The following is a 22786-nucleotide window of genomic DNA, read 5'->3' as shown; positions in this document are numbered from 1 at the left end:
CGGTTCACGCGCCCCTCATCAGTCCGCTTCGCGGCCAGCTTCCCCCAAAGAGGAAGCCTTTATAAGCTTCCACCCATCCAGATACAGCGCACTATCCTTCGTGTGCGCGTACCACCTGTCCGGGGCCCAGACCTGCTTATCCGGGGCCTCAGCCAGGTATTGCGCCCACCAGCTGTATGTAGAGTTGCTCACCACAAACCCATGGCAGAGCTGCATCAGCGCCAGGTCGTCCACCGCCGCGCCCTGGGGCATAAACACCGCGGGCAGCCCCGCCGTGTCCAGATGCTCCTGCGCCCAGGCGATATCGTCCGAGAACACGAACAGCTCTGCCTCGGGGCGGGCCGCTTTCACCTGCGCCGCTGCCCGGGCGTAATACGCGGGCGTGCAGACCTGCAAGATGGCGTTCTCCGGCTTCTGGTAGTCACCGCGCCGCAGATGTACGCAGACCGGCCAGGCCGCGGCGCGTATCCTGTCGGCGCACTCCCCCACCGGGACTGCTTTGCTGCGCAGCTCAGTTTTTACAACATCAGCAAAATCGTCAAAATATTTCTCACTCTGGAAATACCCCCACGCGAGGAAATCTTTGCTTTTTCCCCGCCGCGCCGGCGTGTAGCCGTCGGTGGCAAAGTGCAGGCCCAGCGCGTTCAGCAGCGGTGCGGCGGCGGCCTCAAAGCCGTGCCAATCCCGGGCCAGCAGGCCGCGGCGCTGCTCATACTTTATCATCAGGGCCTTGGCGGCGTTCTGCCGGGGCAGATGGGCCTTGGCGAAGCCGGAGTCGGCCAGAATTTCTACCTCGGGGCTGATGTTCAGTGCCCCCAGTGCGCAGACCGTGTGGGCGGGCGCACCGTCGCGCCAGTCCTGCCGGTCCAGCAGGGTCACACCCTCGCCGCAGCGCAGGCCCAGCGCCCGCGCAAAGGCGTAAATAAACATCTGATTGCCCAGGCCCCCGGCCAGCTCCGCGTAAATCATGCTCGGTCTCCCAGTTTGTCGTACAGCTGCTCCATGCGGCGGGCAGCGGTCTTTAGCTCATACCCGGCGGCGGCAAGTGTCTGCCAGTGGTCGGCATGGTCACCGCCCACGGCAATTTCATCAGCCTTGGCCGCCCACTCGGTCAGGGGCGCGGCCAGCGGCAGAAAATGCACCAGCTCCGTCACCGAGCCTTCATCCGGCACATTGGTGGAGGCCAGACACGGCACGCCGCAGCCCTGTGCCTCTACCAGCGTGACCGGGCTGCCCTCAAAATTGCTGGGCAGCAAAAACAGGTCAAAAGCGTTCATAAAGGCGGGTACATCGCTCTGTACGCCCGCAAAAATCACGCGGTCGGTCAGGCCGTGGGCCTCGGCGGCGGCGCGCATTTCCGGCTCTTTCTCGCCGGTGCCGACAAGCAGCAGTTTCCACCGCACATCCTGCGCGGCCATAGCTGCAAAAACCTCCATCAAAAACAGCGGGTTTTTCTGGTGGTTCAGCCGCCCCACAAACCCGGCTAGGCGGTCGGTGTCGGCAATGCCGTAGTTGGCCCGCGTGGCAGCCCGCGCGGCGGCGTCCGGGTGGAACCGCCCGGCATCCACGGCGTTGCAGGCCACGGAAAAGTTTGGTTTTTCGTCGATATGGTCGCCAAATACAAATCGCCCCGCCGCCACGCCGCAGCCGAGGAAATAATCCGCAAACAGCTGGTAGACGCCGTGGGCGGCCCGCCAGGTCAGCGTCAGCGGTGGGTAGACAATGTGGCTGTGTACCACGATCTTGGCCCGGGGGCAGAGCAGCCGCATCATGCCGCAGACCGGTGCGCCGATCTTGCTGGCCGTGTGGTAGTGGATGATATCGTAGTCCTTGTGGGTGCGCAGGTGCGCCGCCAGTGCCCGGATGCGGTCCTTTTTATTGTCCGGCACCGCAATGATATGCACGCCGTGCGCTTCCAGCACGGGGGCGGTGCTGGCCTGGTCCGCCGGGCACTGCCCCACGAACAGGTCGATATGGTATTTCGCTGTATCGAGGTTCAGCAGCAGATTTTGCACATACCGCTGCACCCCGCTCTGCACCCCAAGATGGTTGCTGATCATTAAGATACGCATAAAGTTCTCCGATTACCAGTAGCTCCCGCCTTCGACCTTTTCTTTATGGGTGATGCCCTCCGTCTCGTCGGGGCGCACCCAGGCATCGTTGTACAGCTTGCCAATGATGGGGTGGCTGTCCCACCGTTTGCCCTTGATGCCAAACAAAAGCTGCGTGGCACCGCTCATTTGGATGGCGGCGTGGCCGGTGTCCCGGGCGTGGGCCGCCAGCGGCAGGCCGTAGGCTCCCGCGCCGACGATGGCCACATCGTAGTCGGCGGCGTCCATCTCGCGCTCCATGGCGGCCAGGGCATCAAACCAGCTGGCATAGCCGGTGTCCTGCCCACCCAGGCCCTGCACGGCCTGCACCACGGTCAGCGACGCAAACTCCGGCAGGACATTCTTGCCGGGGAACAGCTGCGCCCGCCGGGCATACTGCGCTAAAATCGTCTTGCGGAAGGGATGCACCACCAACACCCGCTTGCCCGCCAGCGCCGCGCTCCACGGCTTGGCGTGGTAGTAGGGTTCCAGTGCGCGCAGTTCGGTAAAGCGGGTGGCATCGCAGCCGCGGATGACCTCCCGCTCGGCCCCCACGTTCCACAGGGCCAGCAGCTCCGCATTCTGGGCGCATTTGACGTAGAGACGGCAGAATTTTTCCAGTGTCGCATCATCCGTGGGGAACACGCCGGACAAATTGCGGATATCCTCCCGCGTGCGGTCGTCAAAATCTTTGCCGCCGTTCTGCAAATAGTCGGCCACGGTGCGCATTTCGGTCGCGCCGCAGCGGCCAAACAAAAACGGCTGGCCGCTTTCCAGCAGTTCCCGCGCCAGGTCGTTGCCGGCCCCGGCAGGTAAGATATCCACGCCGCGGTACTTCATCTTGAACCGCAGACCGCGGTAAATGTCGGCGGCCTTTTGCAGCAGAATGTTGTCGTTATCCATTGGTTTTCCCCTTTTTCGGCAGCAGGGTCAGGGCCAGTTCGGCGCTGTTCTGCCACAAAAAGTGTTCGTTCACGCGGTTCTGCGCCGCATGGCCCATGGCGTCGGTCGTCTTGTCCAGCGCGGCGGCCATCTCAGCGACAGTATCACACAGATACCCGCTGACGCCGTTTTCAATAATTAAATCCGGCCCCGGCGCATGGCGGGCCACCGGCGGGCAGCCCGCGTACATAGCCTCCAACAGGCTCATGCCGAAAATCTCGTTTTCGTTCAGGTTCACAAAAGCGTTGCAGGCATGATAATAAATATGCACCTGCGCGTTGGGCAGCTGGGGGATCAGGCGGCAGCGGCCCATCAACCCGGCCTCGGTCAGGCGGCGGGCCAGCTCATCGCTCTGCGCCCCCTGCCCAATAATGACTGCGTACCAGTCGGGCGCGGCCTGCAGCAGCGGTACCAGGTCGAGCGGCTGCTTGTAGGCGTCCAGCCGCCCCACAAAGGCCAGCACCTTGACCTGCTCGTTGATGTTCAGCTCCCGGCGTATCATGGCCTTGCTGCCCGGTATCGTCGGGATGATGGCCGTGTCCAGCCCCACCGGCATCAGCCCGCAGCAGGGCACGCCCAGGCTTTCCAGTTCGGCGGCCACAGCCGGGGTCTTGGCATAGGTGGGCGTCTTGCGGTACACCGTTAAATTCCGGCGCAGCAGCAGGTCCATCACCCCGCGCACAATAGCGTGGTTGGAGGTACTTTTCAGCGCCCCCAGCTGGCTGTAAAACACGATGCCGTGCTTCTCGCAAAAGCGGTACAGCCCCGGTACACCCAGGGAGTTATCCCCCATGACGTGTACGGCATCGGCCTGCTCGTCCAGCAAGATCTGCCAGCTTTTGTATAATGCCTGGGTGCCGAAGGCCACGGCGGGCAGGTAGCAGATTTTCACGTTCGGCTCGGGTGTCTCCACCTTGGGCGCTTTTGCACCCGGTTCGGGGTAGAGCACCACGGCGCGGCAGCCCAGCGCGGCAAACGCCCGGGCCAGGCCAACCTCCTGTCGGTTGTACAGCCCTTTCTGGCCGGAGGGGCCGCGATAAAACTGCGGTATGACGATGGTTTTCATTTACACTTCTGCCTCCGGCTTTGCGGGCTTGGGGATGCGCGTCAGATACCGCGCATCGATGACTTCCAGCACATCATCCTGGCAATAGGTGTGCACGCCGATGACATCCGCCGCGTTCAGTCCGGTGATCTCCACATTCTGGGGCGTCGCCGCGCAGAGCGGCACCTCGGAGCTGCCGCGCCGCGCGAGAAATTGCAGGTAAACGCCGTAGTCCACGCTGGTGCTGACCTGCGTGGGGTGGATGACCTGCTCACCCAGCACAAACAGCGGCCCCGCATTGCGGCTGACAAAATCAAAATCTCGGTGTTGCAAATTGTATGTCTCGTCGGGCAAAAGTTCAAAGGGGCCTGCGGGCGCGGCAGCGGGCAGGGTGTCTGCCTCAGCCAGCGGCAGGGCGGCAGTCTCCTGCACGGCATGGCACAGCGTGTAGCGGCGGTAGCGCACATACAGCTGGTTGTCGGGCTTTGTCTCGCTGCACAAAATCGTCAGTGCCTCAGCTCGACGATCCACCAAAATCGCGTCGCACAGTTCCTCATCGGTGGCAAACCGCTGGACCAGTTCCCATTTTGTGGGGAACACCCGGCAGCGGTAAAGCCGCAGGCTGTGGTCGTGCCCGGTCTCGGGAATCATCCAGACCTCGCCGTTCCAGTCAAACACCATCGGGAAGGAAAGGTGAAAATCCTCCTCCAGTGCCACGCGCCAGCCGTCAATGCTGCCGTCGTCGTGCAGTTCGCACACTTCCAGCCGGCCCTTGCCGGTGGAAAGGTCCATCGCCTCGGCAAACAGCCATCGCTTGCCGCCCCGGTGGCAGAGCAGCGGGTCGGCGAACCACCAGCCCTCGCGGCCGGGCAGCATCGTGTAGGGGCCGGCGCCCAGGGCGGGCAGCGGCTCGGTGCCCTCGGCCGTGGGGCGGGGGCGCACTGCGATCGTATACACTTCTTTTTCGCCCATCACTTTGCGCAGCAGCCGTTTCGGCGGCATATGCAGGGCGCGGTAAAACTGGTTCATGTCATTCCTCGGCGGCGCTGCGGCCGTACAATCTCATCAACGTCTTGTAATTTTCTTCTTCGCCAAAGCGGCGGCGGGTGGCGGCGGCGATGGCCGCGCAGTCAAACTGCATGGCACTCATGGCCCGCACGGCCCCGGCCAGCGCAGTGGCATCCCCCGGCGCAAAACACAGGCCGTCAAACCCGGGCCGCACCGACGCCCCCATATTGCCGATGCCGCTTGCCAGCACCGGCGTACCCAGGGCGTGGGCCTCGGCGGGCACCAGGGCAAAGCTCTCATAGCACAAGCTGGCACCCACCACAGCGCGGCTCTCGCCGATGATGCGGTGCAGCTCGTCCCGGGGCAGCTGGCCCAGAAAACGCACCTTCGGCAGCTTCTGCGCTTTCGCCCAGTCGGCCAGCGGGCCGTTGCCCGCCACCAGCAGTTCCGGCGCGTTTTTATCGAGGATACGCCACGCTTCGATAACGGTGCGGATGCCCTTCAATTCTTCCAGCCGCCCGGCAAACACAAACTGCCGTTTGCGCTCGTCCCAGGGCGTCACCGGGCCGTTCGGCACGCAGACCGGGTTCGGCTTGACGACCAGGCGGTTTGCGTCGAACATCGGGTAGATTTTGTTGAATTCCAGCAGCTTTTCGCGGTCGAACTCGGTGGGGGCGGCCATTGTCACGCCGCGCCAGGTCCCCAGGACCCGGTGCAGCCAGTAGGCTGCCACAACCACCAGCGTCTGCGCCTTGCTGCCCCGGTAGCAGCTGTGCTTCAAAGCGCAGTGCAGGCCGTGGTGGGGGCACTCCTCGCAGACCTGGCCGTCCCGCAGTAAAATCCCGTTGGGGCAGAACAGGCGGAAATTGTGCAGCGTCTGCACCACCGGCACGCCGCAGCTTTTGGCGGCCCGCACCACAGCGGGGCTGAGCAGCAAGAGCGTGTTGTGGATATGCACGGCCTCGACGCCCTCGCGTTTTATCAGGTCTTTCACCTCGCGGGCAGCGCGACGGTTCCAGACGGCGTGCAGCGGCAGCAGCGCCTTGGCCGCGCCGTGGGCGGCTTCCTCGTTGCTGCGCTCATACACCAGCACGGTATGGCCGTGGCGTTCCAGCAATTCCCGCTCCGCCGCAAAAACGGCATCCTCGCCGCCGGGCAGCCGGTAATGGCAGTGTACCAGCAGAATTTTCACGCTGTCGCCTCCTTTTCCGCATAATAAGCCTATTATGTCATTATACCCTTTTTATAAAGAAGGTGCAAGATGTTCCCGCTGCTTTCGCCGCCCGCCGTCCATGTAGGGGCCGGGCACACCCGGACCCCAGCCTTCTCATAACCGCCCCTACAAACAAGCAAGGGGAACGCGTCCCCGCGTTCCCCTTGCAATTTTTATTTGTCCTCATTCTCGCTGTTCAGCTGTGCATCCCGCATGGCCTTGATGGTTTTCTCCAAATCAAAGCTCTTGTCCAGCGCGGGGTAAATCGCCATCAAGTTCAAAAGGCAGGGCAGCCACAGGCTGCACAGGATCACCGCAAAGCTGCTGACAGGCCAGAACAGCGCCACCGCTGCCCAGTAAATGCCCTGCCACAGAACACCCAGCGCACTGCGGGGCAGGTAGCCCAAAAACAGCATCAGCGCGTTTTTCAGCAGGCCGCCAAAGCTGACCTCGACCAGCGCCACCTGGGCATAGATGTACTGTGCAATGCCCGCCAGCAGAATCAGCGCCACCAGCACGGCCACCGCAGGCACAACGCTCTGGGAGGTATCCAGGTGGAACGCCGTGAAAATTTCCATCGCCAGCAGCAGCCCGCAGACAGCGCCCGGCAGCAGCGACGCCTTGACGTTGCGCTTCCAGGCGCGGCGGTAGGTCGCCCACCAGAAGCCCGGCTCATCGCGCAGGCTGCGCAGAATCGTGTCGTTCAGGCCGACGATCTGCGGTGCGGCGATCATGCCGCCCAGAATGCCCGCCGCCAGCAGCGGGATCAGGGAGTGGGTGGACACGGCGAGCCACAGCAGCAGCGCGAAGGGCAGGCTGCTGATAAGCGCCAGCAGACCCGCCATCCATATGGTGGAAAAGTCGCGGCCCAGAATCTCAAAGAAGCGGGCAGCGCCCTTTTTTCGCGGTGCATCGGGCGAAACGCCCGGCCCCGGTTTGTCAAAATTCTGATGAAAAAGTCCCATGACGGTGTTCTCCTAGTTTTGTAATTTTTTAGTGTTATTCTCGCGGCCCATACATCGCCGCACCGCTCGTTATCAGCACATCCGGCTCCACGCGCAATCCGGTCTTGCGGCCCTTCTGCGCCTCGACCAAAAACAGCCAGGGCGCGGCGTCGGGGCGGTTCTTCACAAAGGCCAGCCGCTTGGGTTCCAGCCGCGCAGCACGCAGGGTGCTCAATACCTCGGCCAGCTGCTCGGGCCGCTGGCACAGCAGGAACCGTCCCCCGTCCCGCAGGGCGCGGCGGGCGCAGTCCACGGCGTCTGCCGTCGTGCAGCTGTCGGTGTGGCGGGCCTCGGCGCGGCGCTTGTCGGGGCTGCGCGGCCCCGCCGCAAAGTAGGGCGGGTTGCAGGCTGCAAAATCATACTGCCCCTGTTCCGGCCCTGCCGTGCAGAACTGCCGTAAATCCGCGCAGACCGGCGTGATATGTTCAGCGCCGTTCTCCGCAGCCGCCTGGCCGCAGAGTGCGCTTGCCGCCGGGTCAAATTCCAGCGCCGTGCATGGTCCCCGGTGCCCGGCATCGTGCCACAGCAGCGCCACAATGCCGCACCCGCTGCACAGGTCCAGCGCCCGCTCGTCCCGCCGGGGCTGGGCAAACCGCCCCAGCAGCAGCGCGTCGGTGCCAAACATGGCTCCCGGCGCGGTCAGTACGCGGGTGCCGTTGTCCAGTATTTCAACGTCCATTTACGCTTTATCGCGCAGCTGCGCGTATTTCAGCAGGGCAACCTGGGTCTTGCTGTCCTTGATGGTACCGTCCATCACCAGGCCCAGGGCCTTGTCAAACGGCATCTTCACCACATCCAAGAACTCCCCGGCGTCCAGGTGCTGCTTGACCTCGTGCAGGCCGGTGGCAGCCCACAGGTAGATTTTTTCGCTGTCATAGCCCACAGTGGCGTAGACGACGCCCAGGTCGATGAAGTTGTCCGCCGTCAGGCCGCACTCCTCACTCAGTTCGCGCTTGGCGGCCTCAAAGGGGTCCTCGCCCGCTTCCAGTTTGCCGGCGGGCAGTTCCCAGATTTCCTCGCCAAAGGCGTAGCGGAACTGGCGCACCATCGTCACGTTTCCATCTGCATCCACCGGCAGGATGCACGCCCCGCCGTGGTGATGGACGATCTCTCGGGTGCTGGTGGTGCCGTCCTCCAGCTGCACCTTATCCACCGTCACGCGGATGACCCGGCCATTGAATATCTCCTTGCTTTCCAGCATAGTCTCTGTATGTGCCATGGCTTGTCTCCTTTTTTGCACTTTTACTAATCTTACAACAACCGCAGGCAATAATCAATAAAATCCACCGTATATTTTTGGCTGCGCACCCGGTCGCCGGTTTTGCCCTCCTCCAGATAATTCAGCACTGCCTCGGTCATCTGGGGATCCTCCATCAGATATTCGCGGCAGTACATTTTGCCCGGTTCCAGCACAGCCTGGCAGAACACCACCCCGCGCCCGCGGAAAGCGTTCACGCTCATCGACGGTGTCAGCGGCAGCTGGGCCGATTCCACAATGCGCAGCGTCTGCTTGTCGGAGGCCGCCGCCCGGCGCAGCCGCAGCAGCAGCTCCCGGCGCGTCTCGACGTCCGGCGGTTCGTACAGAGCCGAGGGCAGGTCAAACATCTGCCCGGTGCGCACAAACTGCAAAAGTCCTTCCTCGCAGAAATACAGATCCGGCGTCTGCTGGTTCCAGGTGTTCAGGTAATCCAGCAGCGCGGGCAGGTAGGGCTGCACGGCTGCGTCCTGCCGCACGACCCGCAGCGCGATCTTTTCATCGGCAAACAGGCTGAACGGCGGCTGGTAGCGCACCATGCAGCACTTGCGCGTCTCGGCAAACAGCTTGCTGTACAACTGCATGGACTCCATAAAACCGTGGGTCCCGGTCGCCAGTTTCAGCACCGGCACTGCGTCGATGTACTTTCGGCTGAACGACAGGCGCAGATTTTCCACGACCTCCCGGTCGGTGATGATATATCCTTTCTGCCCCAAGCGGTCCATCATCAAGGCGGCCGTGGGCAGCAGCAGATACACCGGCATCAGCGTACCGGGGCTGGGTTCGCTCGTCACACACCGTACAACGCGGGCATCGTAGTTGAGCTTGGGCAGAAACAAGAGCGGCAACGCGCGGGTCAGCGTGGCGATATTCCCGGCTTTCTCCCGGGGGATATCGCTTTCCTCGACAAAAATCAGCAGCTGGGACAGCGACGCCGTCTGCCCGTCTGGCGCAGAAAAGCGGTTCACCAGCACCCGGTCCAGCACCGGATTCGTGAATGGCGAGAGCAGCAGCGGCCGCGTATCACCGGATAGCATATGCTCGGCCACCAGCGCCGCTGCGGCAGCCGTCACCGCGCGGGTACCCTCCACATACTGTCCTGCAACGCTCATCTGCCGCGCGGCCTCGTTGGTGATGTTTCCCTCGCGCCGGGTGTAATCCTCGACCCGGAACGCCGCTTCCAGCAGTTGGTTCAACGCAGCGCGCATCTTGGGGTCCGTGCCGCGGCCACGCTGCTTGTACTGCACCAGCAGGGTGGTTTTTTCTTCCTCGGTCAATTCCAGTGCGTCGGTCAGGCGCTCCAGCTGTTCGCGCCGAGGCGTGCGCTGCCCGCCGAGTATCTTATATAAAGTAGAGCGGTCGATGGCCGCCCGGCGCGCCAGTTCCGCCATCGTGCCCGGATACCGCGCCACCGCCGCCTTCAGGCTTTGGATCAGTTCAGTCATAGGTGGGTCCTTTTTGTTGCATCGTCAATCCGTGTATGGCAGGGGTCGATGCTCGTCATCGCCCTGTCCCTGCACTTCTACCCGGAAAGCATTTTCTTCTATCCACAGATACTATACCGCGAAAACACTTTTGTGGCAAGTGTAAACTTTTTTGGGGAATCATTGCGGTTTTGTGGCACATTTGCTATAATAAACACAAATTCCCGCCAAAGTGAGGTGTCCTGCATGAAAAAACATCCGTTGCTTACTGCGGCCGCCGCAGCCGGTACTGCCGTGCTCGGCGCAGCCTACGGCATCTACCGCGTCGCCTTTTACCAAAAGCCCACCACCGCCGTGCCCTCCCCCGCCGATATGCCCACGCGGGAGGTCTACCGCAAGGCCATGTGCCCCGACGCCGATGCGCTGGCGCGGGACACCTTCACGCCGGTACATATCACCGCGCAGGACGGCACACCGCTGGCCGCGCGATACTACCACCACAACGACGGTGCCCCGCTGGCTATCATCTTCCACGGCTACCGGGGCTATGCCGTGCGGGACGGCCTGGGCGGCTACACCCTCTGCACCAAGCTGGGCTATAATGTTCTGCTGCCCGACCAGCGCGCCCACGGGTACAGCGGCGGCCACACCATTACCATGGGCGTGAAGGAGCGCTACGACGCCCGGGACTGGGCTGTCTGGGCACGCAGCCACTTCGGCCCGGAAGTTCCCATCTTTTTGATGGGCGTCTCGATGGGCGCAGCCACCGTGCTGCTGGCCGCCGGGCTGAATCTGCCGGACAACGTCTGCGGCATCGTAGCCGACTGCGGCTACACCAGCCCGCGCGAGATCACCCGCAAATGTCTGCCGGAGTACCTCCCCGGCTTCCCTCTCGGCCCCACCTACGCCATCGGGCGGCTGGGGGCCATCCTGTTCGGCCATTTTGACCCTGAGGATGCCGACTGCACCGATGCCGCGGCCCACAGCAAAGTGCCGATCTTCTTCGTCCACGGCGATGCCGACGGCTTTGTTCCCTACGAGATGGGCCGCCGCAACTACGAGGTCTGCCGCGCCAAGGGCAAGCGCTTTTTGACGGTGCACGGTGCCGAGCACGCCGTCAGCTACTACCACGACAACACCGCCTACACGAAAGAATGCACCGACTTCCTGCAAGACTGCCTCACCCGCCGCCACTTCGCCTGGCCGAAGGAAGCCTCCGACGACGCGCGATAACCGCATTGCCACCCCGTAGGGGCCGGGCATACCCGGCCCTCAACCTTTCGGCAAACGCCCCGTAGGGCGGTCAGTCCCCTCGCCGCTCCTCTCATTTGTAGGGGGCAGCGTCCTCGACGCCCCGCATATCGTCCGCTCTGTTACCCCCGTTTTTCTAAAAAAATCAAACATAGAGGAGTGCATCACTATGACCCACGTTTCCACCCCGAACGCCCCCGCCGCCCTCGGCCCCTATTCTCAGGCCGTTGACACCGGCTCCACCGTCTATTGCATCGGCCAGCTCGGCCTGGATCCCGCCACCGGCAATCTGGCCGATGGCGTGCAAGCCCAGACCCACCAGGCCCTCAAAAATCTGCAGGCCGTCCTGAACGAGGCCGGCCTGAGCCTCGACAACGTCGTCAAAACGACGGTTTTCGTGCAGGATCTGGCCGATTTCGGCACCGTGAACGAGATTTACGGCACCTACTTCCACGGCGGCTTCCCCGCCCGCAGCTGCGTCCAAATCGCCGCCCTGCCCAAGAACGCCCTCGTCGAGATCGAGTGCATCGCGGTACGGTAATTGCCCACTTTTAAAAAAACGGCAGACCGCCATCCAACGGTCTGCCGTTTTTTATTTCCCATAACTCGCCAAAAACTGTCTCGTCCGCTCCTCTTTGGGGTGGTCGATGACCTCTTTCGCATCACCCTGCTCCACGACCACGCCGCCGTCCATAAACAGGATGCGGTCGGCCACGTCGCGGGCAAACTTCATCTCATGGGTCACAATGATCATCGTGGTCTTGTGCTCGGCCAGCTCGCGCAGCACCCGCAGCACCTCGCCGGTCAGCTCGGGGTCCAGCGCACTCGTCGGCTCGTCAAAGCACAAAATATCCGGGTGCAGCGCCAAGGCGCGGGCGATCGCCACCCGCTGCTGCTGCCCGCCCGAAAGCTGGTGCGGGTAGTGCCCTTCGCGGTCAGAAAGACCCATCTGCGCCAGCAGCTGCCGCGCCTGCGTCTCGATATCGGCCAGGATCTGCTTTTTGTTCTGCTTGTAGTCCGGGCGTTCCTTCGCCAAAAGCTGGCCCGCCAGCATCACGTTTTGCAGCGCCGTGTACTGCGGGAACAGGTTGAAATTCTGGAACACCAGCCCGAAATGCAGCCGCTTTTTGCGGATGGCCTCCTCGCTCTGGGTGCGGGTATCGGCGGCGCTCCACAGCGTCTCGCCCGCCACCGTAATGCTGCCTGTGTCCGCTGTCTCCAAAAAGTTCAAGCAGCGCAGCAGCGTCGTTTTGCCGGAGCCGGACGACCCGATGATGGCCAGGGCCTCGCCCTCGGCCAGCTCAAACGAGATATCGCGCAGCACCTTTGTGGTGCCAAAGCTCTTGCCGATGCCGTTTACTTCCAACAATGCCATAGCCGCGCCCCCTTACTTGAAATAGTCCAGCCGCTTTTCCAGCCAACCGAACAGCAGCGTCAGCGCACCCACGAACACAAGGAAGAACACCGCCGTGGAAAACAGCGGCCAGATCAGTCCTTTGGCACTGTACTCTTTCGCCATCATAATGATGTCTTTGTTGGCAATGACATTTGCCAGCGAGGTATCCTTGACCAGCGTGATGATCTCATTGCCCATCGGCGGCAGAATGCGCTTGATGACCTGCAAAAGCGTCACGCGGAAGAAGATCTGCGCCTTGGTCATGCCCAGCACCTGCCCGGCCTCGGTCTGGCCTTTGGGGACTGCCTCGATACCGCCGCGGTAAATTTCCGAAAAATAGCAGGCGTAGTTGATGGCAAATGCCACCACCGCCGCCACCAGGCGGCCGCTGCCGCCCGACGGCCAGGGGCTGGTAAAGCCCATCAGGCCCGGCCCTAAGTAGATGACCAGAATTTGCAGCATCAGCGGCGTGCCGCGGATGATCCAGACAAAGGTCTTGACCACGCCGCGCAGCGGGGCAAACTTGCTCATGGAGCCAAACGACACCACCAGCCCCAGCGGCAGTGCGAACAACAGCGTCAGACCGAACAGCTGGCAGTTGAGCCAGAATGCCTCGGTCAGGCGGCCCCAGATGACAGCCGCCTCGCCCATCAGTCGGCCAGCGTCAGGCTGTACTTGTCGGCCAAAGCCTGCATCGTGCCGTCGGCCTTCAGTTCGTCAAAGGCAGCGTTCACGGCGTCGGCGGCATCGCTGCCCTTGCGGAAGGCCACGCCGTACTCCTCGGCGTTCAGCTCGTCTTTAATAGCCAAATCCGCGTAGTCGGTGCCGTCGCCGATCATGGCGGAGGCCAGCGTCAGGTCCAGCACAGCGGCGTCCGCCGTACCGGCGGCCACTTCCATCAGACAATCGGTCTGGACGGATTTGCTGACGTAATCGGCCTGGGACAGGCTCTCGTCGTCGTTGATGGCGCTCTCACCGGCGGAACTGGCCTCTGCGACCACGGTCTTACCGACGAGGTCCGCAGTGGAGGAATAGTCGGCGTCAGCCTTCATCACGACGACCTGCGCGTTCTTGGCGTAGGCCTTGGTGCAGGCGGTGTTGGCCTGGATATCATCCGTCAGCGTCATGCCGTTCCAGATGCAGTCAATGCTCTTGGCATCCAGCTCAACAATTTTGGTGTCCCAGTTGATTTCCACAAATTCCGGCTCCACGCCCAGCTTCTCACACACAGCGGTCGCCAGCTCGGTGTCAAAACCGGTGAAATTGCCGTCGGCGTCGGTGTAGTTCATCGGCTCATATACCGTGTAGCCGATGGTCATTTTGCCCTTGCCCTTGATGTAGTCCAGGTCACTGTCCCCGGCTGCTGCGGTAGATTCCACAGTGCTCTCGGCCGTGGACGCCGCCGTGGATGCGCTGCTGCCGCAGGCTGCCAGGCTGGCCGCCATACCCAATGCCAGAACGGTGCTGATCAGCTTTTTCATGATGACTTCCTCCTTGTATACACTTTACACAAACCCTCACACCACCGCTCTAAAGCGGTAGCATTCTTTAATAGTAATGCAAAACCTCTTTTTCTGCAAGACCTTTTGCAAAAAAAGAGGCAAGAAGTATATTTATGCAGTTTTACGCCCGCCCCGCCGCATACTGCGGCATAAAAAGAATACCATGTCTCGGCAGTTTTTGCAGCTGCGGAACATGGTATTTTTTATTTTACTTTACGACCCTGACCATATCCCGGCTGATGTCCGCCAGGCTCGCCGCGCCGCACAGGCGCATCGTATCGGCCAACTCGGCACCCAGCTTTTCCACATAGGCAGCCACGCCGTCGGCACCGCCGCCGTACACAGCTGTCACAAAGGGGCGGGCAACCAACACGCCGTCCGCGCCCAGGGCCAGCGCCTTGAACACATCGTTGCCGCTGCGGATGCCGCCGTCCACCAGAATTTTCGCGCGGCCATCCACGGCCGCCACAATGTCCGCCAGCACTTCCTCGGTGGCGGGGCAGTCGTCCAGCACGCGGCCGCCGTGGTTCGAGACGACGATGCCCGCGGCCCCGGCCTCGATGGCCTTTTCCGCGCCGCGCACCGTCATGATGCCCTTTAAGATAAACGGCACGCCCGCCGCCTGGGCGATTTCTTGCAGCTGCTCCACGGTCTTGCTGCCGGCGGGCGGATCCAGGTGCTGCAAAAACGGCAGGCCCGCTGCGTCAATGTCCATCGCCATGGCAAAGCAGCCGGACTGCCGCGCCATCGTCATTTTTTCCGCCACTGTGGCGTTGTCCCACGGCTTCACAGTGGGGATGCCCGCGCCGCCGCTGGCCGCAATGGCCGCCGTTGCCCCCTCCATGACCTTGGGGTTCGTGCCGTCTCCGGTGAACGCCGCAATGCCCGCCGCCGCGCAGGCAGCGACCAAAATTTCATTGTACTGCAAGTCGTTGTATTTATCGCCGTAGTGCAGCGTCATTGCGCCCACCGGCCCCGCAAAAAACGGGTATTTGAACTTGCGTCCAAAGAGCTCCAGGCTCGTATCCGGCTCAAAATTCTCGTGGATCGTATCCATGTTCAGCCGCACATTCCGCCACGCGTCAAAGTTGCGGATCGCCACCGTGCCGCTGCCCTTGGCCCCCGGGCCGGGGATGGTGCCACCGCAGGCGCGGCCATTGCACACCGGGCAGGCATGGCAAAAGCCCATCTGGCCCTTCGCCGCCTGCAAAACTTCTGTATAGGTCATAGCAATTTTGCCTCCGTTGGCAGGCCGACGCATCCCATCAGCCCCACAAAAAATCAAGGAAATTATGCTCCGCGCCTATTATACCGTGTTTTGGCCGCGACTGCAAGACCGCTGGCTGCCACCATTGCACCCAGCAGACACAGCCCGACCCCTGCGGACCCGGCAGCATCCCCCAGCCAGCCCAGCATCGGGCTTGCCGGGATCATCAGCAAACTGTACGTCATGCTGTCCACGCTGATAAGCGTCGCGCGGCGGTCGCTGGAAATTGACTCGTTCATCCGCTGCATACTGTGCAAGAACCACGCAGCCAGTGCCCCCTGCACCAGCATCGGCCCGACGGCACAGGCCCACGCCGGGGCCGCCCCGGCCAGCAGTGCCCCCGCGCCAATGGTCAGCGCACAGGCTAAATACAGGCCGCGCAGGGTCTTAGGGTGCAGCCGCCGCCCCAGTGCCGTGCCCGCCATACCTGCAGCCCCGGCCAGCAACCCCGGCAGGAACAGCCATTCCATGGCCCCACCCTGTTCCGTCAGCCGCTGCTGCACAAACATCGACGTCAAGTAGCTTGGCAGCGAAATCACCGCGTCCGCCGCAATCAGCCGCCGTGCCAGCGCACTGCCGCGCAGGCAGTCGGCGCTGTCCAAAATATGCACACGCAGCCGGGCGGGCAGTTCCAGCAGGGTGTGCCGCTCCCGGGCGGCCTGCTCATCGGTGACGATGGGTTCTTCCAGCCGGGCCGCCGCCAGTGCCGAGAGCAGCGCCGACACGGCGTCCGCCAAGTAGTACCCGGCGTAGCGCAACACCCCTGCCAGCAGGCTTGCCAGCGAGCCGAACGCCGTTGCAATTTTCATGCAAATCGACGCATTGGCGTCCACTTTTATATAGTCTTTCTCCCGCCCGGCCATTTTCAGGCTGTCGTAGATCAGGGCTTCGTCCGTGCCGGAAAGCATATTGTAGCCCAGCGCCTTCAGCGCCATGGCCGTGCAGATCAGCCCCAGCCCCGGTGCAGACGCCATGGCCAGCGCCGAGAAAACGCCCAACACACCGCCGAAAATCAGCGTGCGCCGCCGCCCCAGCAGATCCGCAGCCATGCCGCTGGGCACCTCGCACAGCAGGCTCGTCAGATGGAACACCCCTTCGGCCAGGCCGATTTCCGCCAGCGAGAAGCCCCGCGCCGCCAGCAGCGCCACCCAGACGGCATCGGTAAACCGCAGTGTCGAGAAAAATGCGTGCAGATACACGCAGCGCAGTTGTTTTTGTAAATTCATCGGGAACACCCTTTCGCTCAAAAATCACGAAAACGTGCCCTTTTTTGCACACAAAAAGCGCCCCGCAGCAAAGCCGCAGGGCGCAAAAATGCACACACTTATAGCTTTACCGGAACTTAGGGCAATACCGCATAATTCTAAGTGCCGATACGGCGAGCGAGGTGCGGCAGCTGCTAAGCCAAAAGCGCAGATAATACTTTGTGTATTATCGAGCATTTTGGCAACGCAGATGCCGTGCCGCAGCCGCCGGAGCGGTGCTTAAGCCGTCAGGCGGGAATTGTGCGGTATTGCCTTAGGCAATGCCTAAAAAAGGGCACACTTACAGCGTCAACTCGTCAGGGGTTTCCTTTTTTCTGGAACACCACACCGAACTGCCAACGCATACGTGTGCTCTCCTTCCCGGTAAATTTGGCTTTACTATACCACACCGTTTGCCAAATTGCAAGAAAAATTGTACAATAGAAGCAACTTTGAAAAGCTCGGGGGAAACATCTATGAAACGTCTCGTCATCGGCCTGCTGGCCCATGTTGACAGCGGCAAAACCACACTGGCCGAAGGGCTGCTCTACCGCGCCGGCGTGCTGCGCAAGCTGGGCCGCGTCGACCACCGTGACGCCTTTCTGGACACGGACAGTCAGGAGCGGGCGCGGGGCATCACGATTTTTGCCAAACAGGCGGTGCTGACGCTGCCCACCGCCGACGGCTGCGGCGAGACCGCGCTGACCCTGCTGGACACCCCCGGCCACGTGGATTTCTCCGCCGAGGCCGAGCGCGCCTTACAAGTGCTGGACTACGCCGTCCTCGTCGTCTCCGGCACCGACGGCGTGCAGGCCCACACCGAGACACTGTGGAAGCTGCTTGCCCGCTACCGCGTTCCTACGTTTGTTTTTGTCAACAAAATGGATCTGCCCGGCGCGGACGCTGCTGTCCGTCTGCGGGAGCTGCGGGGCCGCTTCGGCGACGGCTGTGTGGATTTTTCCGCCGCGCCCGACCCCGAGGCCCTGGCCCTGTGCAGTGAGCCGCTGATGAACGAAGTCCTCGACACCGGCACCCCCGCGCCCGAAACCGTCATCACGGCCATTGCGCGGCGGCAGGTCTTTCCGGTGTTTTTCGGCGCGGCGCTGCGTCTGGACGGCCTGGACAGCTTACTGCGCGGCTTGCAAACGCTGACCCGCACCCCACCCCAGTGGCCGGAATTTGGCGCACGCGTGTTCAAAATCAGTGAGGACGCAGGCACCCGCCTGACCTGGCTGAAAGTCACCGGCGGCGTGCTGCACGTAAAAGACGTGCTCCCCGGCGGCGAAAAGGCAGACGCCCTGCGGCTGTACAATGGCGGCAAGTTCCGCCTGGTCAGTGAGGCGTTTCCCGGCATGGTCGTGGCAGTGGCAGGCCCGGCAGCCACCCGCCCCGGGCGGGGCCTTGGCGCAGAATCCGACGCGGAGACGCCGCTTTTGGAGCCCGTGCTCAACTACCGCGTCGACTGTGACGCCGACGCCCACACCGTTTTAAAAGCCCTGCAGACCCTCGAGGACGAGGACCCGCAGCTCCACGTCAACTGGCGCGACGACCTGGGCGAGGTACACGTCCAGCTGATGGGCGAGGTGCAGCTGGAAATTTTGCAGAATATTTTACAGGACCGCTTCGGGCTGGACGTCACTTTCAGCGAGGGCGGTATCCTCTACAAAGAAACCCTGACCACCGCTGTGGAGGGCATCGGCCACTATGAGCCGCTGCGCCATTATGCCGAGGTCCACCTGCTGCTGGAACCCGGTGCGCGGGGCAGCGGCGTACAGCTGGCGGCAGACTGCCCGCCCGACACACTGGCCGAAAACTGGCAGCGGCTGATTTTGACCCACCTTGCCGAGCGCACCCACCCCGGCGTGCTGATCGGTGCGCCGCTGACCGACGTAAAGATCACGCTGGCGGCGGGCCGCGCCCACCAGAAGCACACCGAGGGCGGCGACTTCCGCCAGGCCACCTACCGCGCTGTGCGCCAGGGCCTGCGGATGGCCGCAGCCAAGAACGGCGTAACGCTGCTGGAACCGTGGTATGACTTCACGCTGGAACTGCCCGCCGACGCGCTGGGCCGCGCCATGGCCGATGTGCAGCGGATGTGCGGCAGCTTTGAAGCGCCCGAGACGCTGCCGAAATCCGAAAACACCGTGCGGCTGACAGGCCGCCTGCCGGTGGCCACCGCGCGGGGCTATGCGCGGGAGGTCGCGGCCTACACCCACGGCCTGGGCCGCTGGGCCGTGCTGCCTGCCGGGTACGACACCTGCCACAACGCCGACGAGGTGCTTGCCGCCGTGGGCTATGACCCAGACGCCGACACCGAGAACCCAGCTGACTCTGTGTTTTGCGCACATGGGGCCGGGTATCTCGTCAAGTGGGATGAGGTCCCCGCCCGCGCCCATGTGTCCAGCGGGCTGGAACGCCGCTTAAACGGCACCCCCGCCGCCGACGAGGACGCTGCCGGGCAGGCTGACGCCAACGATCGTCGCCGCCGGGCCGCCGCCTACCGGGGCACGCTGGAACAAGACAAGGAGCTGCTGGCGATTTTTGAGCGCACCTACGGCAAGATACGCCGTCGTGGCGAGACCGGAGACGCCAAAAAGGCAGCCTGCGCCGCCCTGCACACCGCCCCCGCTGCGGCCAGCGTCCCCGCCAAACCAGTACCCACCGGCCCGGATTACCTGCTGGTGGACGGCTACAACGTGATTTTTGCCTGGGACGACCTGCGCAGGCTGGCCGACGGCAATCTGGACGCCGCCCGCCGCCGCCTGATGGACATTTTGTGCAACTATGCGGGCTACAAGCGCTGCGTGCCGATTCTGGTGTTCGACGCCTACAAGGTGCGGGGCGGCACACGGGAGGTCGAGCAGTACCATAATCTGTATGTCGTCTACACCCGCGAGGCCGAGACCGCCGATATGTACATCGAACGCGCCACCCACGAGCTGGCGAAGGAGCACCGCACCCGCGTCGTCAGCAGCGACGGTGCCGAGCAGATCATCGTCATGGGCCACGGTGCCCTCCGCGTCTCCGCCCGCGCCTTTGAGGAAGAAGTCCGGGCGGTGGAGAAAGAAATACGAGAGTTTTTGGAAGAATAAATCAGCAGAATGTAGGGGCGAGGCATGCCTCCGCCCGCAGCGTACCCACAAAATGGCGTTGATGGGATGGCTGCGGGCCGGGCATGCCCGGCCCCTACTTTTTCATAAACGGAAAACTTTCAGAAAACTCCCCCTGCTATACTGTCCTCACACCCACCGGAAGGAGGTATTCCCCATGCTGCCAATTCTGATCGTCGACGACGAGCCGAGCATTGCCCAGCTGATTGCCATGACGCTGGAACCGCTGGGCCAGTCGCTCATCATTGCGCACGACGGTGAACGCGCCGCCGATCTGCTGGAAACGCAAAAATTTGACCTGATCATCCTCGATGTCATGCTGCCGGGCGTCGACGGTTTTGCGCTGATGGATTACATCGCGCCCACCGGCACGCCGGTCGTATTTTTAACAGCCAAAAACGCCGTGGCCGACCGGGTGCGTGGGCTGAAACTGGGCGCATATGACTACATCGTCAAGCCCTTTGCTCCGCCGGAACTGCTGGCCCGGGTGGAGGGGCTTTTGCGCCATACCGGCCGCCGCGCGGCCACGCTGAACGTGTTCGACGCGGTCATCGACCCCGACGACCGCACCGTGACCCAGCACGGCCAGCCGGTGGAGCTGACCCCGCGGGAGTTTGACCTTCTGCTGGCCCTCGTCCGCGCCCAGGGGCAGGCGCTTTACCGCGAGACGCTTTACGAGCGGGTCTGGGGCCTTGACGCCGAGCCGACGCCCCGCGCCCTCGACCTGCACATCCACCGCCTGCGCAAAAAACTAAACTGGGCCGATAAGATCGTCACCGTACCCAAAATCGGGTATCGCTTAATAAAATGACGTTTCTCCGTAGGGGCCGGGCATGCCCGGCCCCTGCACGCCCACCCCGAAAGGAGGTTCCCCATGTCCCGCTCCATCCGTCTCGCCCTTGTCCTTTTCTCCCTTGCTCTCACCCTCACGGGCAGTGCGCTGGCCTGCCGCACCTTCCGCGACCAGCTCGACGCACTGGAAACCCAGGCCATGCTCCAACACCAGCGCACCGTCTGTGGCGTGGAAAGCGACTTCACCACCGCCTGCGCCGCTGCCCGCGCAGCCGCCTCTACCGACAACTTCACCACCCCTGCCCGCATCGGCGACAGCTACACCCGCGCTCAGCAGCTCATCCTCGGCGCCAGCACGCCCGCCTTTGCACTTCTGCGTGACGGCACAGTCGAATACTCCAACACCGGCCTGTCCGGCGCCGCGCTCCAACAGGCCGCTGCGGACACCGACACGATCCTGCTGCGCGACCGCCAGCTGCTGTTGGCCAGCGTACTGAACACGAACCAGAACATCATTCTTGTCTCTGCTGTCGACGCCGCCGAAGCCTACACAGCCCGCGACCAGCTGCTCCTCAGCTGGCTGGCCGTGCAGGCGCTTGTGACGATGGCCGCCCTGGCAGCGGGCTGGCATTACGGCAAAGTGCAAGAGCTGAACGCCCGCCAAAGCCGCTTTGTGGCTGACCTGACCCACGAGCTGAAAACCCCGCTGACCAGCATGATTGGCTATGCGGACCTTTTGCGCAGCGGCACGTTAGATGACGCCCGCCGACGCACAGCCGCCGACGCTATCTACCACGAGTCCACCCGGCTCGAGAGCCTGAGCCAGCAGCTATTGGCCCTGCAAGGGCTGCAAAAGAACGGTATAGCGCTGCAAGCCGTTGACGTCGCCGCCGTGTTCCACGACGTTGCCCGCAGCCTGCCCAATGCACCGCTCACCCTTGATGCCCCCGCCGGGGCCACGGTACAGGCCGACCGGGTTCTGTTGGCGGACCTGTTGCGCAACCTGGCCGTGAACGCCCTGCACGCCAGCACCCCCGGCAATACCGTGCGCCTGATCTGCACCGACGCCGGGAACGGCTGGCGGCTGGCCGTCATTGACACCGGCTGCGGCATCCCGGCCGAGGCCGTCCCCCACCTGACGGAGCCGTTTTACCGCGTTGACAAAGCCCGCGCCCGGGCCGACGGCGGCAGCGGCATCGGCCTGGCCCTCTGCGCCGAAATCGCCGCAGCCTTTGGCACGAAGCTCAACTTTGCCAGCGAGGTCGGCGCAGGCACGACCGTCTCCCTCACCCTGCCGAAAGGAGGCCCCCGCCATGAAAAAGCTGTCTCTTAACGCAAAATTCATCACCACATCGCTGTTCTGTCTGGCACTGCTGGCGGTGCCCGCGCTGGCCGTGCAGGGGCAGGCGCTTTACTACGCCGCGCCCCAGCCCCGCCCGCAGGTGCCCGGCGTCATGAGCGACGAGGTTCGGCTCGACCCGCTGGCCGGGGCACTCTACCGCTACGGCGTGCAGGGCGGCTCCAGCACTCCGCAGAGCTACGATATCACCAAGGACGTGTTCACGGTCCTCCGCGGCAAGCTGCGGCAAGCCGCTGCCCGCAGTCTGCTGACCAACGACCAGCTTACCTATCTGCTGGCCCAGCTGGACGCGGGCGCGGACACCAACCCTTTCCAGCAAAGCCTTACCGAGGGCGAGCCCAACGTCACCTACGGCATGGTAAAGTTTACCGGTGACCTGACACAGGTCTACTTTGACTACTTTATCCCCAGGGATGTACACGAAACCGAGAGCGGCGGCACCGCCTGCGTCATGGACACCGAAACTTACCTCGTCATCGACTACCTGCCCGACAACGGCCCGATTGTGGACCTGTCCATCCACGACGAAAACTACCCCGCCGGGGAGGATCTGGACACCGTGACGCAAAATTTCATTGCCCAGCTGAACACCACGATTCCCGGCCAGTGGCAGCAGACCACGACCCCCGAGGACGACCCGACTTACCAGCGCTACATTTACGCCCATGATTCCGGCGTGCTGCGGGTGACGTCGCACCACATCCACCAGCAGGATTTCAGCCTGACCGTCATGCTGGAGCCCGAGGTCTACGGCAGCCTGTACCCCCTGAACAACCTGGCCCACGACCCCTACGGCCAGACCTACACCGCACCCCTAAAATAAAAAGCACAAAAAACGCCCTGCACCGCAAAAATACGGTGCAGGGTTATTTTTATCTTTCAG

At 62.9% G+C, this 22786-nt stretch carries 21 protein-coding genes; 6 read left to right on the top strand and 15 right to left on the bottom strand.

The window, feature by feature from the left end:
- Positions 1-18: 18 nt before the first annotated feature.
- The 10 genes from GPK89_RS00540 to GPK89_RS00495 form a co-directional block, all read right to left on the bottom strand.
- Positions 19-969, bottom strand: coding sequence for an alpha-1,2-fucosyltransferase (locus GPK89_RS00540; RefSeq protein WP_215690662.1), 951 nt, complete (start codon positions 967-969; stop codon positions 19-21).
- Positions 966-2072, bottom strand: a complete 1107-nt coding sequence (locus GPK89_RS00535) for a glycosyltransferase (protein WP_215690660.1) — start codon at positions 2070-2072, stop codon at positions 966-968. The genes GPK89_RS00540 and GPK89_RS00535 overlap by 4 nt, the downstream gene beginning before the upstream one ends.
- 12 nt (positions 2073-2084) lie before the next feature.
- The gene (locus tag GPK89_RS00530; protein ID WP_215690657.1) at positions 2085-2993 is read right to left on the bottom strand and encodes a hypothetical protein; all 909 of its coding nucleotides are present in this window, start codon (positions 2991-2993) and stop codon (positions 2085-2087) included.
- Positions 2986-4098: a glycosyltransferase family 4 protein gene (locus tag GPK89_RS00525; RefSeq protein WP_215690656.1), complete on the bottom strand. Its 1113-nt coding sequence runs from the start codon at positions 4096-4098 to the stop codon at positions 2986-2988. The genes GPK89_RS00530 and GPK89_RS00525 overlap by 8 nt, the downstream gene beginning before the upstream one ends.
- Positions 4099-5106: a glucosamine inositolphosphorylceramide transferase family protein gene (locus GPK89_RS00520; RefSeq protein WP_215690655.1), complete on the bottom strand. Its 1008-nt coding sequence runs from the start codon at positions 5104-5106 to the stop codon at positions 4099-4101. It abuts the gene before it with no gap.
- A 1-nt stretch (position 5107) separates the two neighbouring features.
- Positions 5108-6277, bottom strand: a complete 1170-nt coding sequence (locus tag GPK89_RS00515; RefSeq protein WP_215690654.1) for a glycosyltransferase — start codon at positions 6275-6277, stop codon at positions 5108-5110.
- Between the two features lie 194 nt (positions 6278-6471).
- The gene (locus GPK89_RS00510; protein ID WP_215690651.1) at positions 6472-7263 is read right to left on the bottom strand and encodes a hypothetical protein; all 792 of its coding nucleotides are present in this window, start codon (positions 7261-7263) and stop codon (positions 6472-6474) included.
- Between the two features lie 34 nt (positions 7264-7297).
- Entirely contained in the window at positions 7298-7981 is a 684-nt protein-coding gene (locus GPK89_RS00505; RefSeq protein WP_215690648.1) for a tRNA1(Val) (adenine(37)-N6)-methyltransferase, read from the bottom strand.
- Positions 7982-8521 (bottom strand): NUDIX domain-containing protein, encoded by a 540-nt coding sequence (locus GPK89_RS00500; protein WP_215690645.1) that lies wholly within the window; start codon positions 8519-8521, stop codon positions 7982-7984.
- A 32-nt stretch (positions 8522-8553) separates the two neighbouring features.
- Entirely contained in the window at positions 8554-10002 is a 1449-nt protein-coding gene (locus tag GPK89_RS00495; RefSeq protein ID WP_215690641.1) for a helix-turn-helix domain-containing protein, read from the bottom strand.
- A 225-nt stretch (positions 10003-10227) separates the two neighbouring features.
- On the opposite strand from GPK89_RS00495, the gene GPK89_RS00490 reads away from it, so the two are divergent.
- The gene (locus tag GPK89_RS00490; RefSeq protein WP_215690640.1) at positions 10228-11214 is read left to right on the top strand and encodes an alpha/beta hydrolase; all 987 of its coding nucleotides are present in this window, start codon (positions 10228-10230) and stop codon (positions 11212-11214) included.
- 187 nt (positions 11215-11401) lie between these two features.
- The gene (locus tag GPK89_RS00485; RefSeq protein WP_215690639.1) at positions 11402-11773 is read left to right on the top strand and encodes a RidA family protein; all 372 of its coding nucleotides are present in this window, start codon (positions 11402-11404) and stop codon (positions 11771-11773) included.
- Between the two features lie 51 nt (positions 11774-11824).
- On the opposite strand, the gene GPK89_RS00480 is transcribed toward GPK89_RS00485, so the two are convergent.
- The 5 genes from GPK89_RS00480 to GPK89_RS00460 form a co-directional block, all read right to left on the bottom strand.
- Positions 11825-12607, bottom strand: a complete 783-nt coding sequence (locus GPK89_RS00480) for an amino acid ABC transporter ATP-binding protein (protein ID WP_275951414.1) — start codon at positions 12605-12607, stop codon at positions 11825-11827.
- Positions 12608-12619: 12 nt separating this feature from the next.
- Positions 12620-13279 (bottom strand): amino acid ABC transporter permease, encoded by a 660-nt coding sequence (locus GPK89_RS00475; protein WP_215690636.1) that lies wholly within the window; start codon positions 13277-13279, stop codon positions 12620-12622.
- The gene (locus GPK89_RS00470; protein WP_215690633.1) at positions 13279-14109 is read right to left on the bottom strand and encodes a transporter substrate-binding domain-containing protein; all 831 of its coding nucleotides are present in this window, start codon (positions 14107-14109) and stop codon (positions 13279-13281) included. Before GPK89_RS00470 ends, GPK89_RS00475 begins: the two co-directional genes overlap by 1 nt.
- Before the next feature lie 229 nt (positions 14110-14338).
- Entirely contained in the window at positions 14339-15358 is a 1020-nt protein-coding gene (locus GPK89_RS00465) for an alpha-hydroxy-acid oxidizing protein (RefSeq protein ID WP_215690630.1), read from the bottom strand.
- 62 nt (positions 15359-15420) lie between these two features.
- Complete coding sequence (locus GPK89_RS00460) at positions 15421-16623, bottom strand: MFS transporter (protein ID WP_215690627.1); 1203 nt, start codon at positions 16621-16623, stop codon at positions 15421-15423.
- Positions 16624-17117: 494 nt separating this feature from the next.
- Between GPK89_RS00460 and GPK89_RS00455 the strand changes: the two genes are divergently transcribed.
- The 4 genes from GPK89_RS00455 (at position 17118) to GPK89_RS00440 (ending at position 22726) form a co-directional block, all read left to right on the top strand.
- The gene (locus GPK89_RS00455) at positions 17118-19733 is read left to right on the top strand and encodes a translation factor GTPase family protein (protein ID WP_215690625.1); all 2616 of its coding nucleotides are present in this window, start codon (positions 17118-17120) and stop codon (positions 19731-19733) included.
- Positions 19734-19908: 175 nt separating this feature from the next.
- Positions 19909-20562: a response regulator transcription factor gene (locus tag GPK89_RS00450; protein ID WP_215690621.1), complete on the top strand. Its 654-nt coding sequence runs from the start codon at positions 19909-19911 to the stop codon at positions 20560-20562.
- A 63-nt stretch (positions 20563-20625) separates the two neighbouring features.
- The gene (locus GPK89_RS00445; RefSeq protein WP_215690619.1) at positions 20626-21876 is read left to right on the top strand and encodes a sensor histidine kinase; all 1251 of its coding nucleotides are present in this window, start codon (positions 20626-20628) and stop codon (positions 21874-21876) included.
- Positions 21857-22726 (top strand): hypothetical protein, encoded by an 870-nt coding sequence (locus GPK89_RS00440; RefSeq protein ID WP_215690617.1) that lies wholly within the window; start codon positions 21857-21859, stop codon positions 22724-22726. The genes GPK89_RS00445 and GPK89_RS00440 overlap by 20 nt, the downstream gene beginning before the upstream one ends.
- The last annotated feature ends 60 nt before the right edge of the window (positions 22727-22786 follow it).

The sequence above is a fragment of the Gemmiger formicilis genome (genome assembly GCF_018784445.1).
GTDB lineage: Bacteria > Bacillota > Clostridia > Oscillospirales > Ruminococcaceae > Gemmiger.
This window is presented reverse-complemented; position numbering and strand designations above follow the sequence as displayed.

Excerpts from the sequence above, each read along its gene's own strand:
- GPK89_RS00540 (WP_215690662.1), bottom strand. The coding sequence starts at position 969 with ATGATTTACGCGGAGCTGGCCGGGGGCCTGGGCAATCAGATGTTTATT.
- GPK89_RS00535 (WP_215690660.1), bottom strand. The coding sequence starts at position 2,072 with ATGCGTATCTTAATGATCAGCAACCATCTTGGGGTGCAGAGCGGGGTG.
- GPK89_RS00530 (WP_215690657.1), bottom strand. The coding sequence starts at position 2,993 with ATGGATAACGACAACATTCTGCTGCAAAAGGCCGCCGACATTTACCGC.
- GPK89_RS00525 (WP_215690656.1), bottom strand. The coding sequence starts at position 4,098 with ATGAAAACCATCGTCATACCGCAGTTTTATCGCGGCCCCTCCGGCCAG.
- GPK89_RS00520 (WP_215690655.1), bottom strand. The coding sequence starts at position 5,106 with ATGAACCAGTTTTACCGCGCCCTGCATATGCCGCCGAAACGGCTGCTG.
- GPK89_RS00510 (WP_215690651.1), bottom strand. The coding sequence starts at position 7,263 with ATGGGACTTTTTCATCAGAATTTTGACAAACCGGGGCCGGGCGTTTCG.
- GPK89_RS00505 (WP_215690648.1), bottom strand. The coding sequence starts at position 7,981 with ATGGACGTTGAAATACTGGACAACGGCACCCGCGTACTGACCGCGCCG.
- GPK89_RS00500 (WP_215690645.1), bottom strand. The coding sequence starts at position 8,521 with ATGGCACATACAGAGACTATGCTGGAAAGCAAGGAGATATTCAATGGC.
- GPK89_RS00495 (WP_215690641.1), bottom strand. The coding sequence starts at position 10,002 with ATGACTGAACTGATCCAAAGCCTGAAGGCGGCGGTGGCGCGGTATCCG.
- GPK89_RS00490 (WP_215690640.1), top strand. The coding sequence starts at position 10,228 with ATGAAAAAACATCCGTTGCTTACTGCGGCCGCCGCAGCCGGTACTGCC.
- GPK89_RS00485 (WP_215690639.1), top strand. The coding sequence starts at position 11,402 with ATGACCCACGTTTCCACCCCGAACGCCCCCGCCGCCCTCGGCCCCTAT.
- GPK89_RS00480 (WP_275951414.1), bottom strand. The coding sequence starts at position 12,607 with ATGGCATTGTTGGAAGTAAACGGCATCGGCAAGAGCTTTGGCACCACA.
- GPK89_RS00475 (WP_215690636.1), bottom strand. The coding sequence starts at position 13,279 with ATGGGCGAGGCGGCTGTCATCTGGGGCCGCCTGACCGAGGCATTCTGG.
- GPK89_RS00470 (WP_215690633.1), bottom strand. The coding sequence starts at position 14,109 with ATGAAAAAGCTGATCAGCACCGTTCTGGCATTGGGTATGGCGGCCAGC.
- GPK89_RS00465 (WP_215690630.1), bottom strand. The coding sequence starts at position 15,358 with ATGACCTATACAGAAGTTTTGCAGGCGGCGAAGGGCCAGATGGGCTTT.
- GPK89_RS00460 (WP_215690627.1), bottom strand. The coding sequence starts at position 16,623 with ATGAATTTACAAAAACAACTGCGCTGCGTGTATCTGCACGCATTTTTC.
- GPK89_RS00455 (WP_215690625.1), top strand. The coding sequence starts at position 17,118 with ATGAAACGTCTCGTCATCGGCCTGCTGGCCCATGTTGACAGCGGCAAA.
- GPK89_RS00450 (WP_215690621.1), top strand. The coding sequence starts at position 19,909 with ATGCTGCCAATTCTGATCGTCGACGACGAGCCGAGCATTGCCCAGCTG.
- GPK89_RS00445 (WP_215690619.1), top strand. The coding sequence starts at position 20,626 with ATGTCCCGCTCCATCCGTCTCGCCCTTGTCCTTTTCTCCCTTGCTCTC.
- GPK89_RS00440 (WP_215690617.1), top strand. The coding sequence starts at position 21,857 with ATGAAAAAGCTGTCTCTTAACGCAAAATTCATCACCACATCGCTGTTC.